General features: G+C 56.8%; 9 protein-coding genes. 4 read left to right on the top strand and 5 right to left on the bottom strand.

Annotated elements, in window-relative coordinates; all coding sequences use genetic code 11:
• Positions 1–2 precede the first annotated feature (2 nt).
• Positions 3–8,588 carry a GH36-type glycosyl hydrolase domain-containing protein gene (locus ACVKSX_RS12235; protein ID WP_354469008.1) on the top strand — a complete coding sequence of 2,862 codons (8,586 nt, stop codon included), beginning with the start codon at positions 3–5 and terminating at the stop codon, positions 8,586–8,588.
• A 225-nt stretch (positions 8,589–8,813) separates the two neighbouring features.
• Complete coding sequence (gene ddlA / locus ACVKSX_RS12230) at positions 8,814–9,911, top strand: D-alanine--D-alanine ligase (protein WP_111534648.1); 1,098 nt, start codon at positions 8,814–8,816, stop codon at positions 9,909–9,911.
• A gap of 20 nt (positions 9,912–9,931) precedes the next feature.
• On the opposite strand, the gene ACVKSX_RS12225 is transcribed toward ddlA, so the two are convergent.
• The 4 genes from ACVKSX_RS12225 to ACVKSX_RS12210 all read right to left on the bottom strand — a co-directional run bounded on the left by ACVKSX_RS12225 (position 9,932) and on the right by ACVKSX_RS12210 (position 15,120).
• Complete coding sequence (locus ACVKSX_RS12225) at positions 9,932–11,353, bottom strand: GGDEF domain-containing protein (RefSeq protein WP_022623912.1); 1,422 nt, start codon at positions 11,351–11,353, stop codon at positions 9,932–9,934.
• A 269-nt stretch (positions 11,354–11,622) separates the two neighbouring features.
• Positions 11,623–13,098, bottom strand: coding sequence for a SulP family inorganic anion transporter (locus ACVKSX_RS12220; protein ID WP_201499846.1), 1,476 nt, complete (start codon positions 13,096–13,098; stop codon positions 11,623–11,625).
• Positions 13,095–13,730 (bottom strand): carbonic anhydrase, encoded by a 636-nt coding sequence (locus tag ACVKSX_RS12215; protein WP_029519418.1) that lies wholly within the window; start codon positions 13,728–13,730, stop codon positions 13,095–13,097. The genes ACVKSX_RS12220 and ACVKSX_RS12215 overlap by 4 nt, the downstream gene beginning before the upstream one ends.
• A 580-nt stretch (positions 13,731–14,310) precedes the next feature.
• Positions 14,311–15,120: a 5'-nucleotidase, lipoprotein e(P4) family gene (locus ACVKSX_RS12210; protein WP_010699771.1), complete on the bottom strand. Its 810-nt coding sequence runs from the start codon at positions 15,118–15,120 to the stop codon at positions 14,311–14,313.
• A gap of 106 nt (positions 15,121–15,226) precedes the next feature.
• On the opposite strand from ACVKSX_RS12210, the gene ACVKSX_RS12205 reads away from it, so the two are divergent.
• Together ACVKSX_RS12205 and ACVKSX_RS12200 are read left to right on the top strand one after the other, a co-directional pair.
• Complete coding sequence (locus ACVKSX_RS12205; RefSeq protein ID WP_354438912.1) at positions 15,227–15,934, top strand: polyphenol oxidase family protein; 708 nt, start codon at positions 15,227–15,229, stop codon at positions 15,932–15,934.
• 267 nt (positions 15,935–16,201) lie between these two features.
• Positions 16,202–18,220, top strand: a complete 2,019-nt coding sequence (locus tag ACVKSX_RS12200) for an NADPH-dependent 2,4-dienoyl-CoA reductase (RefSeq protein ID WP_354438913.1) — start codon at positions 16,202–16,204, stop codon at positions 18,218–18,220.
• Here ACVKSX_RS12200 and rlmG read toward each other — a convergent pair whose 3' ends face one another.
• The gene (gene rlmG / locus ACVKSX_RS12195; RefSeq protein WP_115387154.1) at positions 18,221–19,339 is read right to left on the bottom strand and encodes a 23S rRNA (guanine(1835)-N(2))-methyltransferase RlmG; all 1,119 of its coding nucleotides are present in this window, start codon (positions 19,337–19,339) and stop codon (positions 18,221–18,223) included. It lies immediately after the preceding gene.
• Positions 19,340–19,413 lie beyond the last annotated feature (74 nt).

Below are 19,413 nucleotides of genomic sequence, written 5' to 3'. Positions count from 1 at the left end.
GTGTGAAAATAAAACTGACGACGTGGTTCAGCCGGGAAAGTGAATTACCCGATGAGCATTTTCCTTTGTTCCCGACAGAAGGTATTTATCAGGCCCATCGGCCAGATATTTTTTCGGCTGAACAAATGGATAACTACGGCGAAAAATTAGCGAAAACGCATAATCTGTCGGGTGGAAAATGGTCCTACCGACTGTTGCAGCAGCTGGCAGATAATGAACTGTCATTGACGCGCAGCGCAGAAATCCTGAGTGAAGGCGATAAGCGCAGCCAGACACCAGCGGCCGTCTGGATACTGGATAATTTTTACATCATTGAAGAGCAGATCCGCCTGGTCCGGCACCTGTTACCGGCAAAATTTGGTAAAGGACTGCCCATGCTGGAGGAGTCGGCTCATTACCTGCGCATCCAGGCTATCGCCGAGGAGATGATTAAGCACAGTGATGGCCGACTGGAAACCAGCGTCCTGCATCCTTTTATCGCTGCCTACCAGCGCGTTACGCCCCTGCTGCTCGGCGAACTGTGGGCCATGCCTGCCATGTTACGGTTTGCGCTTATCAACAATCTGGCCCGGATTGCGGCTGACGTCGCCAGGGTACATCAGGAACGTAATAAAGCGGAGCAGTGGATCAGCGATATTCTCTCCACTGCCGCCGAAGATGCGTCAAAAGTTATTCTGGTCATCGCTGATATGGCTCGCCAGAACCCGCAGGTTTCCGGCGCTTTCGTTGCTGAACTTGAACGGCGCTTAAGTGGCCAGAACAATACTCTGGCGTTAACCTGGGTCGAACAACAGCTGGAAAATACCGGCCGGAAAACCTCGGAAGTCATTGAGCAGTTCAACCGGCAGCTGGCCCTGAGTCAGCTCTCTGTCAGCAACAGTATTACCGGCCTGCGACAACTCGGCGAAATTGACTGGCAGGCCTTTGTCGAATCCGTCAGCCTGGTTGAGAAAGTCCTGCAGCAGGATCCCACCGGGACATACCCGCTGATGCATTTTGACAGTCGCGATGACTACCGCCACGTGATTGAACGTCTGGCGCGGCACAGTCGGTTTGATGAACGTGAAGTCGCCCAGGCTGTGCTGACGCTGGCAAGCCAGCCTGATCTTCCCCTGCGTCAGCAGCATGTCGGCTATTACCTGCTGGATAAAGGATTTCAGCAACTGGAACAGCAGCTTGACGTTAAAGTAACGTGGCTGAACAGGAGCCGGCAGCATCTGAGCCAGACTCCTTTACTCTCCTGGTTAGGCAGCCTTTTACTGCTGACAACCGCGTTTACCGCCGAGATGCTCTACAGCACCCATCAGGCGGGCATGGCGTCATTACTCTGGTTGCTGGTGCTGCCCGCCATCATTGTCAGCAGCCAGCTAGCCTTACAGTTGCTGAGCGAGTTAACCACCCGTAGCCGCCATCCCCTTCCCCTGCCCCGACTCGATTATTCTCTGGCGGTACCGGAGCATGACCGCACACTGGTAGTTATCCCCTGTTTACTCAGCAGCAATGAGGGAACAGACGCCCTGTTGCGCTCTCTGGAAATCTGCTATCTCGGTAACGCCTTAACGAATATCAGTTTTGCGTTGCTGACCGACTTTACCGATAGCGCCGAACAGGACCATCATCATGACGCCGCGCTTATCCGTTACGCCGTGCTGAAAACGGAAGCGCTGAATCGGCGCTACAGCGGGGGTAAATCGGATATTGCGCTCTTCTCCCTGTTACACCGTGACCGCACCCATAATATTTCTCAGGGCGTCTGGATGGGGTATGAACGCAAGCGCGGTAAGATCCATGCCCTGAATCGCTGGCTTCAGGGTGAAGAAAACGCCTTCAGCGTCACGGTAGGTGCCACACAGGCTCAGCTGCACAGCGTTAAATATGTGATTACTCTCGACAGCGACACAATACTGCCGCGTGAGACTGCGCATAAGCTGATTGGCGTCATGGCCCACCCGCTCAATGCGCCGGTATTCGATGATGTCAAAAATCGGGTGGTTGAAGGCTATGCCATCCTGCAGCCTCGTCTGGCTGAAGAGATACCGGTTAACGGTCAGAGCCGCTATGCCCGGCTGTGCAGCAGCATTCCGGGGAATGATGCTTACTCCTCACTCTCATCCGATATTTATCAGGATCTGTTTGGTGAAGGCTCATTTGTCGGCAAGGGTATTTACGATGTCGCTGCCTTTAGCCGGGCGATACGCAATACCTGTCCGGAAAATTTGGTGCTGAGCCATGACCTGCTTGAGGGGTGCTATGCCCGCTCCGGTGTGGTCAGTAACGTCGTCCTGTATGAACAATATCCGGATAGTTACCTGAGCGATGTTGCCCGACGATTTCGCTGGGTGCGGGGCGACTGGCAGCTCCTTAACTGGCTACGGTTGCAGGTGCGGCAGGAAGATTGCAGTCGTCAAAAGAACCCGCTCAGTGCGCTTTCCCGCTGGAAATTAACAGACAATCTGCGCCGCAGCCTGGTGGCACCAGCCCTGCTGATGCTGGTATTTATGCTGTGTACGATAGTACCGAACCCGGCATTCTGGGTCGGATGCATCATGCTCTTTCTGCTGCTTCCGGGACTGCCAGCGTTGGTAATCGACGGGGTGACGAAAAGTAAAAAGCGTGCCTGGCGGCAGCATTTATCCATGCTGGTCACCGATGCCTTTAACCGCCTCTCCCGCGCTGGCCTGGCGCTGGCCATTCTGCCTCACGAGAGTTACTGGTCGCTGAAGGCGATTATCGTGACCTTATGGCGCCTGACTATCAGCCATCGCTTTCTGAACGAGTGGAAAAGCGCTTCATCACAGAAACCTGTCGAGTCTGATGTGCGCCATTTCTACCGCCGCATGTGGATTAATCCGGTAGCAGGCGCGGCTCTGGTATTCCTGACCAGCCTGAGCATGCCGTCGATGACGCATGTCGCACTGGCGCTCGCTTTATTGTGGGCGGTCGCCCCCGCGTTACTGAGCCGCATGAGCCAGCCCAAACGCGCTCAGCCAGGCAGCCTTTCAGCGGAACAGCGCCTCTTTTTGCGTCGCACCGCGCGTAAAACCTGGGCCTGGTTTAACGAATTTGCCAGCAGTGACAACAACCATTTGCCGCCGGATAATCTGCAGGAGATTCCGGAGTCGCGGGTGGCCCACCGGACGTCACCGACCAACATTGGCCTGTCGCTGCTGGCAAACCTGACGGCATGGGATTTTGGTTATATCAGCCAGAATCGGGTCATCAGCCGGACTCTCGACACCCTCGATACCCTTGATCGAATGGAGCATTTCAGAGGACATCTTTATAACTGGTATGACACCCAGACGTTAAAACCACTGAACCCACGCTACGTCTCAACCGTAGACAGCGGTAATATGGCGGCTCACCTTGTGACCCTTCAGGCTGGCCTGGCGCAGTGGAAATACCAGCCGGTGATGTCTCTCCCCTGTATCCTGGAAGGTCTCTCCGATACCTTCTCACTGCTTAAAGACCAACTGAGCGACACCCGCAGCGACATTGTGGAACAAATCGCAGCTAAGCTAAGCCTGATGCAGCGCGCTTCACCCGCCGATTTTCACGCCGGGATGCAGGCTCTGCTGGCATTAAGCGTGGTGGCAGAACAGGCTTATCTTCCGACAACGCGGGTAAACTGGCCGGCGCTTTTCCACCAGCAGCTGGTCGATTTCACTCAGGAGTGGGCCCTCCTTTTCAGCTGGGTTACCCCGGATGCGCCACTGCCTGCCGACATTCCGTCATTGCTGTGGCTCGCTGAGTTGAACCTGAACCGCCCCGGGCTCCCGGAAAAACAGGCAGAGACTGCGATATGGGCCGCCCGCGAACGGATGGCTGCCCTGCTGGAGCTGGACAGCCGCCTCAGCGATCACGCCAGTATGGACTTCCGCTTTCTCTATTATCCGGCCACATCTTTACTCAGCGTGGGCTATAACATGGACAGCGGTCTGCTGGACGCCAGCAAATATGACCTTTTCCCTTCAGAAGTCCGCCTGACGCACTACTTTGCTATCTCCACCAGCCAGCTTCCGGCCAAGAGCTGGTTTGTACTGGGTCGCTTATTTACTCAGCTGAATAACCAGCCCGCCGTGATGTCATGGAGCGGCTCAATGTTTGAATACCTGATGCCGCACCTGGTCATGCCGGTTTACCCCGACACGCTACTGGAAAAGATGGCGTTATCGGCGGTCAGGCAACAGATTGCCTCGGGTAACAGCACCGATACGCCCTGGGGCGTTTCGGAATCGGGTTACGCTGCGTTTGACGTCAATCATAACTACCAGTATCGGGCATTTGGTACGCCGGAACTGGGTCTGAAACGCGGCCTGAATGACAATCATGTTGTTGCCCCCTATGCGACGCTGCTGGCGCTGATGGTGCTGCCGCAGGAGGCGACAGCTAATCTGATAAGACTTAAAAAAATGGGTGCCAGCGGTGACTACGGTTATTACGAAGCGCTGGATTTCACCGCGGACCGACTGGCTCCCGGTCAGCCATTTTCGATCGTCAAATCGTATATGGCCCATCACCAGGCGATGGGATTGCTAGCACTCTCTCACCAGCTGCTGGATGCGCCCATGGTCGCGCGCTTTATGTCCAGCGCACTGTTTCAGTCTTCGCGTTTGCTGCTGCAGGAAAAAGTGCCTGATGATATTGAGCTCTATACCCCACGCCGCAGTTTTGTCGAAAACAGTGACCCTAAACAGCAGCGCAGCATTCCCGACCAGCGTGAATTCAGTGGTTCAGATCCGCGTCAGCCACAACTTCAGCTGCTTTCCAATGCAGATTATCATCTGATGGTGACGCACGCGGGGACAGGCTACAGCCAGTGGAAGGGGCTGGCACTCACCCGCTGGCGTGCGGATAGCACCAGCAACAACTACGGAACGTTCTGCTACGTTACCGATCAGCAATCCGCCGAAGTGATTGCTCACAGCTATCAGCCGACCTGCTGCGAGCGTCCGCATTATAAAACCCGTTTCAATGATGCCGGGATTGAGTTTGACGCTTCAGGCACCACCTTCAGCATTCACACGCATATCGTGGTCTCCCCGGAAGATGATGTGGAAATCAGACGCATCACGGTCACTAACCGTTCCCGTCAGACCCGCCCGTTTGATATCACCAGCTACACCGAAGTGGTACTGGCACCAGCAGCCAGCGATATGGCCCACCCTGCGTTCAGTAATCTGTTCGTCCAGACTGAGATCGTTGACAGGCTGGAAGCGATTCTGGCTCACCGTCGGCCACGTGAAGAGAAAGAAGTGACGGCATGGATGTTTCACGCGATGGCGATACATGGCAATACCGGCCGCCAGACCTCTTTTGAAACCGACCGGGCTCGTTTTCTCGGGCGCGGCAGGACGCCAGCCGATGCTCAGGCGCTGATGCCGGGCAGTGAATTAACGGGTCAGCAGGGAGCGGTGTTAGATCCCGTGTTATCAATTCGCCAGTCAGTGACGTTAAAAGCGGGAGAGGCCGTCACCATCGATATGCTTTACGGTGTGACACTTCAGCGTGACACCACTATTGCGTTGATTGAGAAGTACCGTAACCACATCAGCGCCGATCGGGTGTTTGAACTGGCGTGGTCTCATAGTCAGGTCGCCTTGCGTCAGTTGAATATCCGCACCGAAGATACCAGCCTGTTTAATCAGCTGGCCAGTGCCGTGCTGTTTTCCAGTGCCGAAATGCGTGGCGAATCAGACGCGCTGATGCAGAACCGGCTGGGCCAGGAGTCATTGTGGCGTCATGCGATTTCGGGTGATCTGCCGATTCTTCTGGTTCGGATAGAAAACATTAATCAGCTCGACCTGGTCACCACCCTCATTCAGGCGCACCAGTACTGGCGACAAAAAGGGCTGACGGTCGATCTGCTCATCCTGAACAGCGACCAGGGCGGCTACCAGCAGAACCTGTTCAATCAGCTCACGACCCTGATCCCTGCCGGAGATGAACGGCAGCAGGCGGACAAACCTGGCGGCATATTTATCCGCAAAAGCGAAAGTTTTTCCGCTGACGATCTGCAACTGTTGCTGAGCGTCGCGGCGGTCGTGCTGGAAGGCCGGAACGGCAGCCTCGCCGATCAGCTCAGCACGCTGTTAAAACCGGTGCGCACCCCGCCTGCTTTTGCGTTTCCATCGGTCAGTAAGACGCCGCCGCCTGCAGCCGTCACCTTTTCGCCGGAGCGGTTGCAGTTTTTTAATGGCACCGGTGGCTTCAACGAGGACGGCAGCGAATATCACATCATTTTTTCCGGCCAGCAGCAGACGCCTGCGCCGTGGTGCAATGTGCTGGCCAACAGCCAGCTTGGTACCGTCATTTCCGAGAGTGGTCAGGGCTATAGCTGGTATGAAAACGCGCATGAATATCGTCTGACGCCCTGGCACAATGACCCCGTCAGTGACAGCTCTGGCGAAGCGCTTTATCTGCGTGATGAAGAGACGGGTGATGTCTGGTCGCCCACGCCGCTTCCGGTTCGCGGCAAGGGCGATTATCTGACCCGTCATGGCTTCGGTTACAGCACGTTTGAACACACGGAGTATGGCATCAGCAGCACGTTAACGGTGTTCGTGGCAGAGGAGGCGCCGGTCAGACTTTCCCTGCTGACGCTGAGTAACCTCTCTGGCAAAACGCGTAATCTGTCGATTACCGGATACGTCGAATGGGTTCTGGGTGAGCTGGCGAGCCGCTCTGCAAGGCATGTGGTGACATCCCCTGCCGTTATCGCGACAGGCAGCGCGGTTCTGGCCAGAAACTTTTATAACAGCACGGGCTCTGCACGGACCGCTTTTTTTGCCGTCACAGGTAACCGGATTGCGTACAGCGGCAACCGGCTTGAGTGTCTGGGCCGTAACGGCACCACACGGCAGCCCGCGATGATGAATGTTCGTGGTCTGTCGGGTAACACCGGGGCAGGAATGGATCCCTGCGCCGCGCTGCAGACGCTGACGACACTGATTGACGGCGACAGCCGCAGCTTTGTTTTTGCTCTCGGCGTCGGGGAAGATGAGGGTGCAGTGACCGCGCTGATGCAGCAGTTCCTCTCCAACGGGGAGGCTCAGAACGAGCTGACCAAAGTTAAACAGCACTGGCACCAGCTACTGACTAAAGTGCAAATCCAGACACCGGCAACGGAGGTCGATTTACTGGCAAACGGCTGGCTGCTGTACCAGACGCTGGCCAGCCGTTTGCTGGCGCGCAGCGGATATTACCAATCCGGTGGTGCCTTTGGTTTCCGCGATCAGTTGCAGGATACGCTGGCGCTGACTCACGCTGCCCCGCAGCGGCTGCGCGATCAGCTGTTGTTGTGTGCATCCCGCCAGTTTATCGAGGGAGATGTACAGCACTGGTGGCATCCGCCTGCTGGCCGCGGCGTCAGAACCCGCTGCTCCGACGACTACCTGTGGCTGCCTTATGCGCTGTGCCGCTATGTGCAGGCAACCGATGATATTGCGCTGCTGTCACAGCCCGTCAGCTACCTTGAAGGTCGCCTGCTGGCAGAGGACGAAGAGTCTGTCTATGAGCTTCCGGGCGTCAGTAAGATTAATGAACCGCTATGGCAGCACTGCGTTCGCGCGGTTAACCACGCCCTTAATTTCGGCCAGCACGGCCTCCCGCTGATGGGCTCCGGGGACTGGAACGATGGTATGAGTACCGTCGGGATTGCCGGCAAGGGTGAAAGCGTCTGGCTCGGCTTCTTCCTCTATACGGTTCTGGACCGCTTTGCCGCGCTGGCTGTGCGGTTCGGCGATACCGATACCGCCCGCCACTGTCAGGAGCACGCGCAGACGCTCAAAACCGCGCTTAACCATGCGGCCTGGGATGGCGAATGGTATCTGCGCGGCTTTTTTGACAGTGGCCAGACGCTCGGTTCACATGCTGACAGTGAGTGCCGGATAGACGCCATTGCCCAGAGCTGGTCGGTACTCTCTGGCGCAGGCGAGGACGCCAGATGCCGGTCAGCAATGGAGGCGCTTTATCAGCATCTGGTTGATAAGGATAACCGGCTGATTAAATTGCTCACTCCGCCTTTCGATGGTGCAGGGCCAAATCCGGGCTACATTCGCGGTTATTTACCGGGCGTCAGGGAAAATGGCGGTCAGTACACCCATGGGGCTCTGTGGGCGATTATGGCCTTTGCGGCGATGGGTGAAACAGAGCGCGCCTGGTCCCTGCTCTCGATGATTAATCCGGTTAATCATAGTGGCAATCAACAGGATATGGCGATCTACAAAGCGGAACCTTATGTGATGGCTGCGGATGTGTATGCGGCCGAAGGCCACAGCGGGCGAGGCGGCTGGACCTGGTATACCGGTTCGTCAGGCTGGACCTATCAGCTTATCAGTGAGAGTCTGCTTGGGATAACCCGGCGCGGCAACGCGCTGTCTCTTCGCCCACAGCTTCCCGCTGACTGGTCAGAGATAAAAATTGTCTACCGTGAGGGAGAAGGGATCTACAACATCCGGGTTACTCGCGGTGACAGCACCTATCAGCTGTGGCTGGATGGCAAACGGTGTGACGGTGACGAAATAGCGCTGGAAAGCCATCGCCAGGAACATCAGGTTGAAGTCAGGCTGGGCTCTGCATCAGGTTAAGTTAAACCAGACACCCCGCCTGCATCAGCTTAAAGAGGAGATTAAGTGGCCTTTGCGAGCGGGCCGTTGAGCTGCCACCCGCGTCAGGTCGGGCAGCTCAACGGCAGCGTTCTGGTGAGTGGCGAGGGTTAATCGCCTGCTCACAATTATCTGTCGCCCTGCCCTGTTTTCCCTCGCGAAGCCCATGCTATCTTGTGGTTTTGATTTTTTCAGTGGGCAAAATTGATGACAAAGTTGCGGGTAGGGATCGTGTTTGGCGGGAAATCGGCTGAGCATGAGGTGTCGTTACAGTCGGCCAAAAATATCCTTGAGGCGATCGACAAAACCAGGTTTGACGTGGTGCTGCTGGGCATTGATAAGCAGGGACACTGGCGTCTTAACGATGCTTCAAACTTCTTACTTAACGCTGAAAATCCGGCGCTGATCGCGCTGAATCACGCCGCTGAAGATGTGGCGCTGGTGCCCGGCACGACTCAGCAGCAGATCATCACCCGTCATAACGCCCATCCGCTGTCGCAGATCGACGTTATCTTCCCTATTGTGCACGGTACGCTGGGTGAAGATGGCTCCCTGCAGGGCCTGTTGCGTATGGCCTCGTTACCTTTTGTCGGTTCCGACGTGCTGGGCTCTGCAGTCAGCATGGATAAAGATTTTACCAAACGCCTGCTGCGCGACGCCGGCCTCAACGTCGCGCCGTGGGTGAGCGTCACCCAGGCCCAGCGTGCACAACTGGACGCCAGCGCAGTGATTGCCCGCTTTGGCCTGCCGCTGTTTATCAAACCCGCCAACCAGGGTTCATCGGTGGGCGTCAGCAAAGTGGATAGCATTGAAGAATTTGATGCCGCGCTGGCGCTGGCCTTCTCCTTTGACCGCAAGGTGCTGATTGAGCAGGGTATCAAAGGCCGCGAGATCGAGTGTGCGGTGCTGGGCAACGATGCCCCTGAAGCCAGCCCCTGCGGTGAAGTGGTGGTGCATGACGCCTTCTATTCGTATGACACCAAATATATCTCCGAGAGCGGTGCGCAGACGGTGGTCCCGGCAGCCATTTCATCGGAAACCAGCGATGCGATACGTGAGGTTGCCATCAAGGCCTTTACCGCGCTGGAGTGCTTTGGCATGGCGCGCGTCGATGTGTTTTTAACTGACGACGGCGAAATTATCGTCAACGAAGTGAATACCCTGCCGGGCTTCACCAATATCAGCATGTATCCGAAACTGTGGCAGGCGGCCGGACTCAGCTATCAGGACCTGATCAGTCGCCTGATCGACCTGGCGATTGAACGCCACCAGCAGGCCAGTACCCTGAAAAGCAGCGTCAGCTGACAGAACCCGGCGGCGTGGCCTTATGCCACGTCGCTGGTGATGGCACGGTAGTTAACCGGCGAGGTCTGATTGCGGCCATTGCGTTTCGACAGATAGAGATTTTTATCGGCTGCGGAAATCAGCCGGTTGATCACGCGGTGCCACTCCGTCGCCTCACCGGCACTGCCATGCGCCAGCCCCAGACTGACGGTGACCGTGGCCGTACTGCCCTGCAGCCAGAACTTCTCTTTCGCCATCTTCTGCCGGATGCTCTCAGCAAGAAAGTAGAGCTTTTCCGGATTCTGGTCGAACAGCACCACCGCAAACTCTTCGCCGCCAAAACGGCAGATGCGCCCCTCTTTACCCACAACGCGCTGCATACGGCGGGCGATCTCTTCCAGCACGCTGTCACCCGCATCATGACCAAAATTGTCGTTAATCGCTTTAAAGTAGTCGACATCCAGCAGGATCACGCCCGCCCGGCGGTCCGGGAAGATCGGCTCAGCACGCAGACTTTCATAGAGGCCGGAACGCGACAGTAGCCGGGTCAGGAAGTCATAGTTGGCGCGCAGCGCCAGACGCTGGTTGAGCTGGCGAATCGCATCCATGCTCACCGCCACAATCAGCGGGCTGATCGCAATGGTCGCCACGCCCAGCCGTGCCGAGGTCAGATGGGTGATCGGCAGCATATTGTCATCGCCCTGGATATTCATCACGCCGTGCGAAACCAGAATGATTTCGCTAATGCCGGTGAGCAAAATCACCAGACTGGTGAGCGGCATCGGCAGCACGATGGCGCACCAGACCAGCGCCGGAACCGGGAACGTCAGGCTGCCTGCGCCGCCCATCATCGCGCCAATCATCAGCGAAAAAATCACGGCGACAACCGGTGCCAGCTTGCGCATCTGCATAAACTGCCGGGGCGACAGCGACGCCCAGTCGCGCGTCAGCAAAAAGGGCAGCAGCATCAGCCCGGTTGAGAACTGTTCGCTGAACCATTCGCCCCAGGCCGTCACCAGCCCGCTGTTAAAATCGGCCTGCTGCGCCAGCGCCCCCCAGCTGGCGCAGGCCAGTCCGGCCAGCAGACAGGCCGGAAAAATGCGCAGCACGCTGGTTATACGCTCGCTGCCGGAGTCGTGCTGAAGATGTTTTACCAGCAGCGTCACCGCCACCAGCACAAACAGAAGATTCGCCATGTTGAGGGTAAAAGCAGAGAGCGCCCAGCCTGAAAAAACGATGTCGTTAAACACCATCGCAGCAAAGGTGGCCAGGTAATAGCGGGTCTGATGCAGAAAAGGATTCCGGACGATCACGCCAGTGACGATCGCATTGACCGGCCAGAACAGCGACAGCTCCTGTGGAAAGCGCAGGTGTCCGCCGATAAAGCAAAACAGCAACGTGATTAAAAACAGTGAAAATGCGTTCTTCTTAACGTTGTGCTCTTCAAACAGCTGTATGCGCATACATCCGGACCTTGTCACAGAGAGGCTGGCTGTCCACGCCAGCCTGGACAGGCGCGTGGTGTCAGAATGATTAAATCCTGAATCTCCTCAATGTCATCCGGCGATAAAACCTCGTTTCATGGGCTAACTCAGAAAAGTTACCGTTTTGAGGCTAAACCCATCAGATGACAGCAAAAACTGGGGCTCTATTATGCATCGCAAATAAAAAAATCGGATATCCGAGATATCCGATTTTTGCTGTTCTGACGACTTTACCGTTGCGCTAAACGCTATTTTACGGCAACCGGCCACTGACTCAGGCGAATGCCGCGTTTGTCGGCATTATCGCCAAAATCTTTCAGCACCGCTTTGACGTCGGGATCGATATATTCCGCATTGTCGTTATCGACGATGACTACGCTGTTCTCCGGGATCTCATCCAGCAATCCCTGCAGCTTTGGATTGTGCATAAAGGTCAGGTTCTGCTGAAAGCGCAGCACGTAGTGGTCGTCATAGCGGGTGAGCTGCAGCGCGTTGCGATGGCTTTTATAGATGCTATAGAGGATCTGCGTGGCGATGCCGATACCAATCCCGACCAGCATGCCCAGCGTGATAATACCGACGATGGTGGCCAGAAACGGCACGTACTGCTGCGCGCCCATCCGGAACTGCTCAATAAACAGTTTGGGTGTCGCCAACTTGTAGCCGGTATAGAGCAGCACGGCAGCGAGGCTGGCCAGCGGAATGGCGTTCAGCATCTCACTGAACCACATGCCGCAAATCAGCAGCAGCACACCGTGAATGAAGATCGACAGTTTGGTCTGCGCGCCCGCACTGACGTTAACCGAACTGCGCACAATCACCGCCGTTATCGGCATCGCGCCAAGGAAACCGGCCGCCAGGTTACCGATGCCCTGCGCGAACATCTCTTTGTTAGGCGATGGCGCGGGCGTCTGAGGACGCAGTTTTTTCAGCGCCTCCTGACTCAGCAGCGTTTCCAGACTGGCGACCAGGGCTAAGGTTACCGCAACAACCCAGACCTGCGGATTCTGCCAGGCCATCCAGTCGGGCGTTTCCAGCTCTGCCACCAGCGCGGAAATGCTGTCAAAAGCGGGCAACGAAATGCGCGCCAGACCGCTGGTCATTTCCGGGAACAGCCGTCCACCCACGATGGTAGCAACGCAGCCTATCAGCACGGCAATCAGCGGCCCAGGGATCCAGGCCAGCGCTTTGATCCGCTTCACCGGTGCGGTGGTCCAGAGACATAAAATGGCCAGGCCGACACCCGCTACCGCTACCGCGGGCAGCGAGAAGGTCATCTCACCGGTCACCAGTGAAACCAGCTCCGCATCGCCCGCGGCTCCCAGCGCCACCGGGATCTGCTGCATGATCAGCAGCAAACCGATCGCCGCCAGCATCCCTTTGATGACGCTGCCCGGCACCAGCGAAATAAACCGTCCGGCACGCAGCAGGCCAAACAGACATTGCAGTGCTCCGGCGATAATCAGCGCGGTGAGAAAGGCGGAAAAACTGCCCAGAGACGCCATTGAGGCGACGACGATGGTGACAAGGCCTGCCGCCGGGCCGCTGACGGCAAACCGGGACGGACTCAGTGATGTGACCACCAGGCCGCCAATCACACCGGTCAGCAGACCGGCAAACGGCGGTAATCCGCTGGCCTGTGCGATGCCAAGACAGAGCGGTAAGGCGACCAGAAACACCACCAGACCCGCAGGAATATCACGACGCAGGGTATCGAGGTTCATAATGAAGGTTCCTCTGCAGATTGATGAATCAGCTCTTTAAGATGGCCGGAGCGCAGGTCATAAACACAACCAAACACTTCCAGTTCCTGGCCCGATTGCCAGATTTGCCGGACCGGTTCAGATTTCACCAGTCTGGCGAATTGCGCCTTAACGTTGGCTTCAACCAGCCGATCGAGCTGTTCACCCGGCTCCGCGTCTGAAGGGGGGCTTTCCGCCAGGCCATGCTGAATGTCATGACGCAACGTCTGAATGCGTCTCGCCAGCGCGCTCTCCTGCCCGTCCAGCACGCTGCCCGGCAGATTCTGCGCAGCTTCCACCCCACCGCAGCCATAGTGGCCGCTTAATACAATGCGTTTTACACCGAGAAAGAAGAGCGCGTATTGCAGCACGCTCAGTAAATTGTCATCGTCCTCAATCACCATGTTGGCGATATTACGATGCACAAAGAGTTCGCCAGGATGGGAGCCGGTTAAGACTTCTGCCGGAACGCGACTATCAGAACAACCTATCCAGAGTGAGTGCGGCTTTTGCTGATGAAGGAATTTTTTAAAGTAGTCTGGATTACGCTGGCGGCGCTGTAATGCCCAACTGCGATTTTTCGCTAATAAGGGTTTAAGTGTCGTCACAATCATCTTCTCTCTACTACCGGGATGTCGCATCCTGGCTAACCACAAAGTGTATCGGCTCACAAATAAAGCGTGAGCCGCCAGGTAAATAAGAACTGAGTCACAGAAAAAGGTTATAGCCGCTAACCATTACCAATGCACGAGCAATATTTCACAGCACTTTAACATCATGCTATTTGTCAATCTGGCGTCAGTAAGAGTCAGGGTTAAGTAAATTTAATTAAGCAGAAGAGAAGTGGGATAATTAGCGTTTATAAATTTAAAATCAACAATATCAATAGATTAAAATATAAAAGATAATAAACTAAAGTTACTGCTGACAAAAAAATACAATCATTAACCAAGGGGATATTCACTGCCATACCAACCGGCCTGCTTTTTACCAGGAATACTCTTAATTAAAAAATTAACCATTAGCACGATCAACCTGGTTAATTGCTGATAGCCAGTCAGATATGCCTGATTTTAGATAAGAATGAAGCAAGAGATAATTAATTTAATTTGCAGTAAAATAGTGACGGGAGAAAGTAAATCAGGACCATGTTTTAACAGAGCCTGACACGGTCAGGCTCTTTTTCTTGACGAATTATTTACCGTTCCAGCTTTGCAGGCGCGATTCCCGCACAGACAGCTGCTGTTCGGGCGTCAGTTTATTGTAGTTTTCCGCCATTCCGCTCTCCCAGTCGCCGTAGAGCGGATTCGGCAGCACGATGAACTGCGTTCCAAACTGCTGATGGTTAAGATTCACAAAATCACGACGCGTCTGATTACCCTGATGCCAGGTCGCGCCACCAAAATCGTTGAGGTTATCGCCAACGTAGAGCACCACGTTATAGCCGGCATTTTTAATGGCATCGAAACGTGCCTGCTTATTGGAGCTGTCAGTATTCAGACGTACCGTTTTATCGCTGACGTTGGGGAAACCGAGCTGCTGCATGTTAGCGACCGTGGCCGCGTAATCTTTCTGATCGCGGTTCGACACATAGAACAGCGTGCCGCCATTCTGTGTGACATGACGCGCAAACTCTATCGCGCCCGGCACCGCTTTCGCCTGCCGCGCCTGTGTCCAGGCTGACCAGGTTTTGCTGCTGAACGGCTGGCCGTTCTTCGCCTGCCACGCGCTGTAGGCACTGTTATCCAGCATCGTCTCATCCAGATCGACAATCACCGCTTTGGGTTTGCCAGTCAGCGAGGGGGCCTGATCAAACGCCATACGCGCGGTATTAAATGCCTGCCAGGTCAGCGCCTGATATTCACCAGACTGCTGGAACCAGTTTACCGCCAGCACCGATTGCTGGCCGAGTTGCTGTTGCGCGGTCTGATGTGTCGACGAGGCGCAGCCGGTAAGCAGCAGCGCGACCAGTCCGGATGCAGCCAGTTTTGCGGAGGTTTTCATCATTTCATCCTTAAGGTGAGAAAGGTCTGAGGAGAAGCTTCAAAAATGTAGCAGTTAACGTAAGCTGTGGGCAGCCCAACGCACGCTGTTATAACAGGAGATTCCTATGGCCGTGATCCCGCGCTCGCCATTGCTCGATTCGCTGGAGTGGCTCGAATATGCGTTTCAGCCAGCCGGAGAGCCCCCACCCGCTGATGCCGCCTATGGACATCAGCGCCACAGCGCGACCGTGGTCACCGATATCGAGAACATCCCACCCAAAAGCTGCGAGTCTGATGGCGTGATTGGCAGCGGGACGCGCCCGGTGGCGGTCTACACCGCCGACTGCCTGCCAGTGCTGTTCGCCGATCGCCAGCAGCGGATCGTGGCCGCGGTTCATGCCGGACTCAAAGGTACGCTGGCGGGTGTGCTGACCCGCGCGGTTGAAAAACTGTGCGAGCAGCGCTGTGAGCCGCAGAACCTGATGGTGGCGATCGGTCCGGCGATGGGCCCCTGCTGTTATGAACTGGCCGAACCGCAGCTGGCGGAGATTGCGCAGAACCCGGCATTGGCCAGCGGGCTGCGCTGGCACCAGAACCAGCCGGTTAATCCTCTGGCGCAACGTCCACAGGCCGCTGCCCGCCAGCAGGGTGTCTGGTTCGATCTGCCTGCGCTGGCGACGCAGTTGCTGGTAAACGCGGGGGTGCCGGCTGCGCAGATCGATAACGTCAATGTCTGCACCTACTGTATGGCCGAAAGCGGTTCAAGCTACCGCTTTAATACCCACCACGGCAGCGGCTATCACTCCCGCTATTCATGGATCCGTCGACGTTAATGGGTTTTCTGGCACCGCGCTGACAGCATGTAGTGGAATCTGAACTGCGACGGGCGCTGACGCCTGTCGTAAAGCTACGCGGGCCACGGATGGCGGTCTTAACCTCTTTGCGCAAGGCACGGGCTACCTCCGCCCACTCTTTGTTACTCACCTCACTCCCCTGCCGTTGTTTATGATTTCACTCACACCCTGACATTCTTTCACTTTTTTTTAACGCAGAAGTGGCTAGAGTGAACTCATCCGACCACTTTACCGTGAGTGACTATCATGTCCGTCAATCCTGACTATCCTGCGCTGTTTACGCCGCTGGACCTTGGCTTTACCCGACTGAAAAACCGCTTTCTGATGGGGTCGATGCACACCGGACTGGAAGAACACCCGGATGGTGCAGCCCGGCTGGCGGCTTTTTACGGCGAGCGGGCGCGTGAAGGCGTCGCGCTGATCGTCACCGGCGGCATCGCCCCCAATGCCCAGGGTGTCACCACCGCGCATGGCGCGATGCTCACCGACGAGACGCAATGTGACTGGCACCGGCAGATCACGGAGGCGGTACATCAGCATCAGGGCAAAATCGCCCTGCAGATCCTGCATACCGGTCGTTACAGCTATCAGCCCGATCTGGTTGCGCCCTCGGCACGCCAGGCGCCGATTAACCCGTTTACGCCACAGGCGATGAGCGAGGCGACGATTGAACAGACCATTGATGACTTTGCCCGCTGCGCCCGACTGGCACAGCAGGCGGGCTACGATGGCGTGGAGATCATGGGTTCCGAAGGCTACCTGATTAATCAGTTTCTGGTGAAGCACACCAATCAGCGCACCGATCGCTGGGGTGGCGACTTCCGGCAGCGGATGCAGTTCGCGCTGGCGATTACCCGCGCCGTTCGCGCCGCGACCGGTGACGCCTTTATCATCATCTTCCGGTTGTCGATGCTCGACCTGATCGAAGAGGGCAGTACGCTGGAGGAGACGCTGTTGCTGGCGGGCGAGCTGGAGCAGTGCGGCGTCACGCTGTTTAATACCGGTATTGGCTGGCATGAGGCGCGCATCCCGACCATCGCCACCTGCGTGCCGCGCGCGGCCTTTGCGTGGGTGACGCAGCGCCTGCGTGAACAGGTGAAGGTGCCGGTCATCGCAACCAATCGCATCAACCATCCCGCCGTCGCCGAGCAGCTGTTGCAGTCCGGCTGCGCCGATATGGTGTCGATGGCGCGCCCTTTTCTCGCCGATCCCGCCTTTGTCACTAAAGCACAGCGCGGTGAACCGGACAGCATCAACACCTGCATTGCCTGTAATCAGGCCTGCCTCGATCAGGTGTTCGCCGGTAAAATCACCTCCTGCCTGGTCAATCCGCGCGCCTGCCATGAGTCGCTGATGCCGGTCATCGCCAGCACCGCCCCGCGCAGGCTGGCCGTAGTGGGTGCCGGTCCGGCCGGCATGGCGTTTGCGCTGCAGGCGGCGCAGCGCGGTCATCAGGTAACCCTCTATGAGGCCGCGCCGGAGATAGGCGGCCAGTTCAATATTGCCCGGCTGATTCCTGGCAAATCGGAGTTCAGCGAAACGCTGCGCTATTTCCGGCATGAGCTGGCGGCCGCAGGCGTGACGGTTCAGACGGGCTGTCGGGTGACGGCGGATGAGCTGAGTGACGCCGATGAAGTGGTGCTGGCGACCGGCATTCAGCCGCGTACGCCCGATATTCCGGGCATCGACCACCCCAGCGTGCTGAGCTATCTGGAGGTGCTGCGCGATAAGCGCCCGGTGGGGAAACGGGTGGCGATTATCGGCGCAGGCGGTATTGGCTTTGATGTGGCGGAGTATCTGTCACAGCCATCCCATGACGAGGATCTGGCGGCGTTTTATGCCGAATGGGGCATCGACCACAGCCTGACGCAGCGTGGCGGCGTGATGAAACCCGAGCCCCCTGCCGCGCTACGGCAAATCTGGCTGCTGCAACGCCGATCGGGAAAACCGGGTGCCGGGCTGGCAAAAACCACCGGCTGGATCCATCGCGCCAGTCTGCAGGCGCAGGGCGTAGAGATGTGGGGCGGCGTTGAGTATCTGGCGATTGATGACAGCGGCCTGCATCTGCGGCGCAACGGCGAAACGCTGTTGCTGGAGGTCGATAATGTGATTATCTGTGCCGGACAGGAGCCGCAGCGCGAACTGGAAGCCGCGCTGCGTGCAAAAGGACAGAGGGTGACAGTCATCGGCGGTGCAGATGTGGCGCAGGAGCTGGATGCGCGCCGTGCGATTGCGCAGGCGACGCAGCTGGCATTAACCGTCTGACTAGCGCATTTTCACCGCGCGCAGCACCACGAACTTCTGGTTAGAGGCGATCAGCGTACAGTTACCAAACAGCTTCTTCAGCTTGTGGTGATAATCGAGGTGGCGGTTGCCGACAATACGCAACTCGCCGCCATACTGAAGGCAGCGTTTGGCATCGCGGAACATCTGCCATGCCAGGTGATCGGTCACCGCGTGCTGCTGGTGGAACGGCGGGTTGCACAGCACCGCGTGCAGCCGATCTGACGGATAGCCGCTCAGCACGTTGTTCACCAGGAACTGACAGCGTGACAGATCCTCAGGACGGTTCACTTCCACATTAAGCTTGCTTGAAGCGACCGCCATGTAAGACTCATCAAGGAAATGCACCTCGGCCTGCGGGTTCTGCTCCAGCGCCACCAGTCCCACCACGCCGTTACCACAGCCGAGATCGACAATCTCGCCCTCAATGTTTTCTGGCAGATGCTGCACAAAGAGCCGTGCGCCGATATCCAGCGAAGCGCGCGAGAAGACGTTGGCGTAGTTGTGAATCTGATAAGGGGTACCATCCAGCGGCCAGACCAGCGTCGGCGTGGCCTCGCGCAGTGCAGGCTTGCTGAACTGGCTGTAGATCAGACGCGCTTTTTTCCACGCCAGTGAGGTTTTGGTTTCACCAATGATCTGTTCGAACAGCTGCAGGGTAGAGTTATGGATCTCTTTGGCGCGCGCCGCCGCCAGAATCACCGTATCAGGCGTGACAACTTCGCGAATGGCGCGCAGCTGGTGCTCCAGCAGCGCCAGGGTTTTAGGCACCTTGATCAGCACAGCCGCAGGTGAAGCAGGCAGTTCAGCCAGGCTATCAACAAAGTGAACGTTGCTGTCATCCAGCCCATTAAAGGTCAGGTTCTGACGGGCGGCCTGCTGGCTCAGCCAGGAGTCGCTGACGTGCCAGACGGTACGCGAATTCAGGGCGCAGGTTAAGGCCCCGAAACTGTCGTTGAAGACCAGCACCGGCCCCTCTGGCAGCGCCTGCTGTAACAGATATTCATCAGCCGCATCCCAGGCTTGTAATGGACTTTCGTCACGCATCTGCGGGAAGCGATGCAGGATCAGTGTGCGATCGTTCAGTTCAAGTTGGCTCATGAATTCTCCGGCGTGGTACACTTTGGTTGATTTTCGCCCCAAAATCGGGGGCGCAGTATACTGTCTTTCGCCTG

It is taken from the genome of Pantoea sp. PvP021 (assembly GCF_054056055.1).
Note: the sequence above shows the minus strand (reverse complement) of the source record. Positions and strands in the feature narration are given on the sequence as shown.

Coding starts and splice junctions, on each gene's coding strand:
- rlmG (WP_115387154.1), bottom strand. CDS start 19,339: ATGAGCCAACTTGAACTGAACGATCGCACACTGATCCTGCATCGCTTC.
- ACVKSX_RS12215 (WP_029519418.1), bottom strand. CDS start 13,730: ATGATTGTGACGACACTTAAACCCTTATTAGCGAAAAATCGCAGTTGG.
- ACVKSX_RS12200 (WP_354438913.1), top strand. CDS start 16,202: ATGTCCGTCAATCCTGACTATCCTGCGCTGTTTACGCCGCTGGACCTT.
- ACVKSX_RS12220 (WP_201499846.1), bottom strand. CDS start 13,098: ATGAACCTCGATACCCTGCGTCGTGATATTCCTGCGGGTCTGGTGGTG.
- ACVKSX_RS12210 (WP_010699771.1), bottom strand. CDS start 15,120: ATGAAAACCTCCGCAAAACTGGCTGCATCCGGACTGGTCGCGCTGCTG.
- ddlA (WP_111534648.1), top strand. CDS start 8,814: ATGACAAAGTTGCGGGTAGGGATCGTGTTTGGCGGGAAATCGGCTGAG.
- ACVKSX_RS12225 (WP_022623912.1), bottom strand. CDS start 11,353: ATGCGCATACAGCTGTTTGAAGAGCACAACGTTAAGAAGAACGCATTT.
- ACVKSX_RS12205 (WP_354438912.1), top strand. CDS start 15,227: ATGGCCGTGATCCCGCGCTCGCCATTGCTCGATTCGCTGGAGTGGCTC.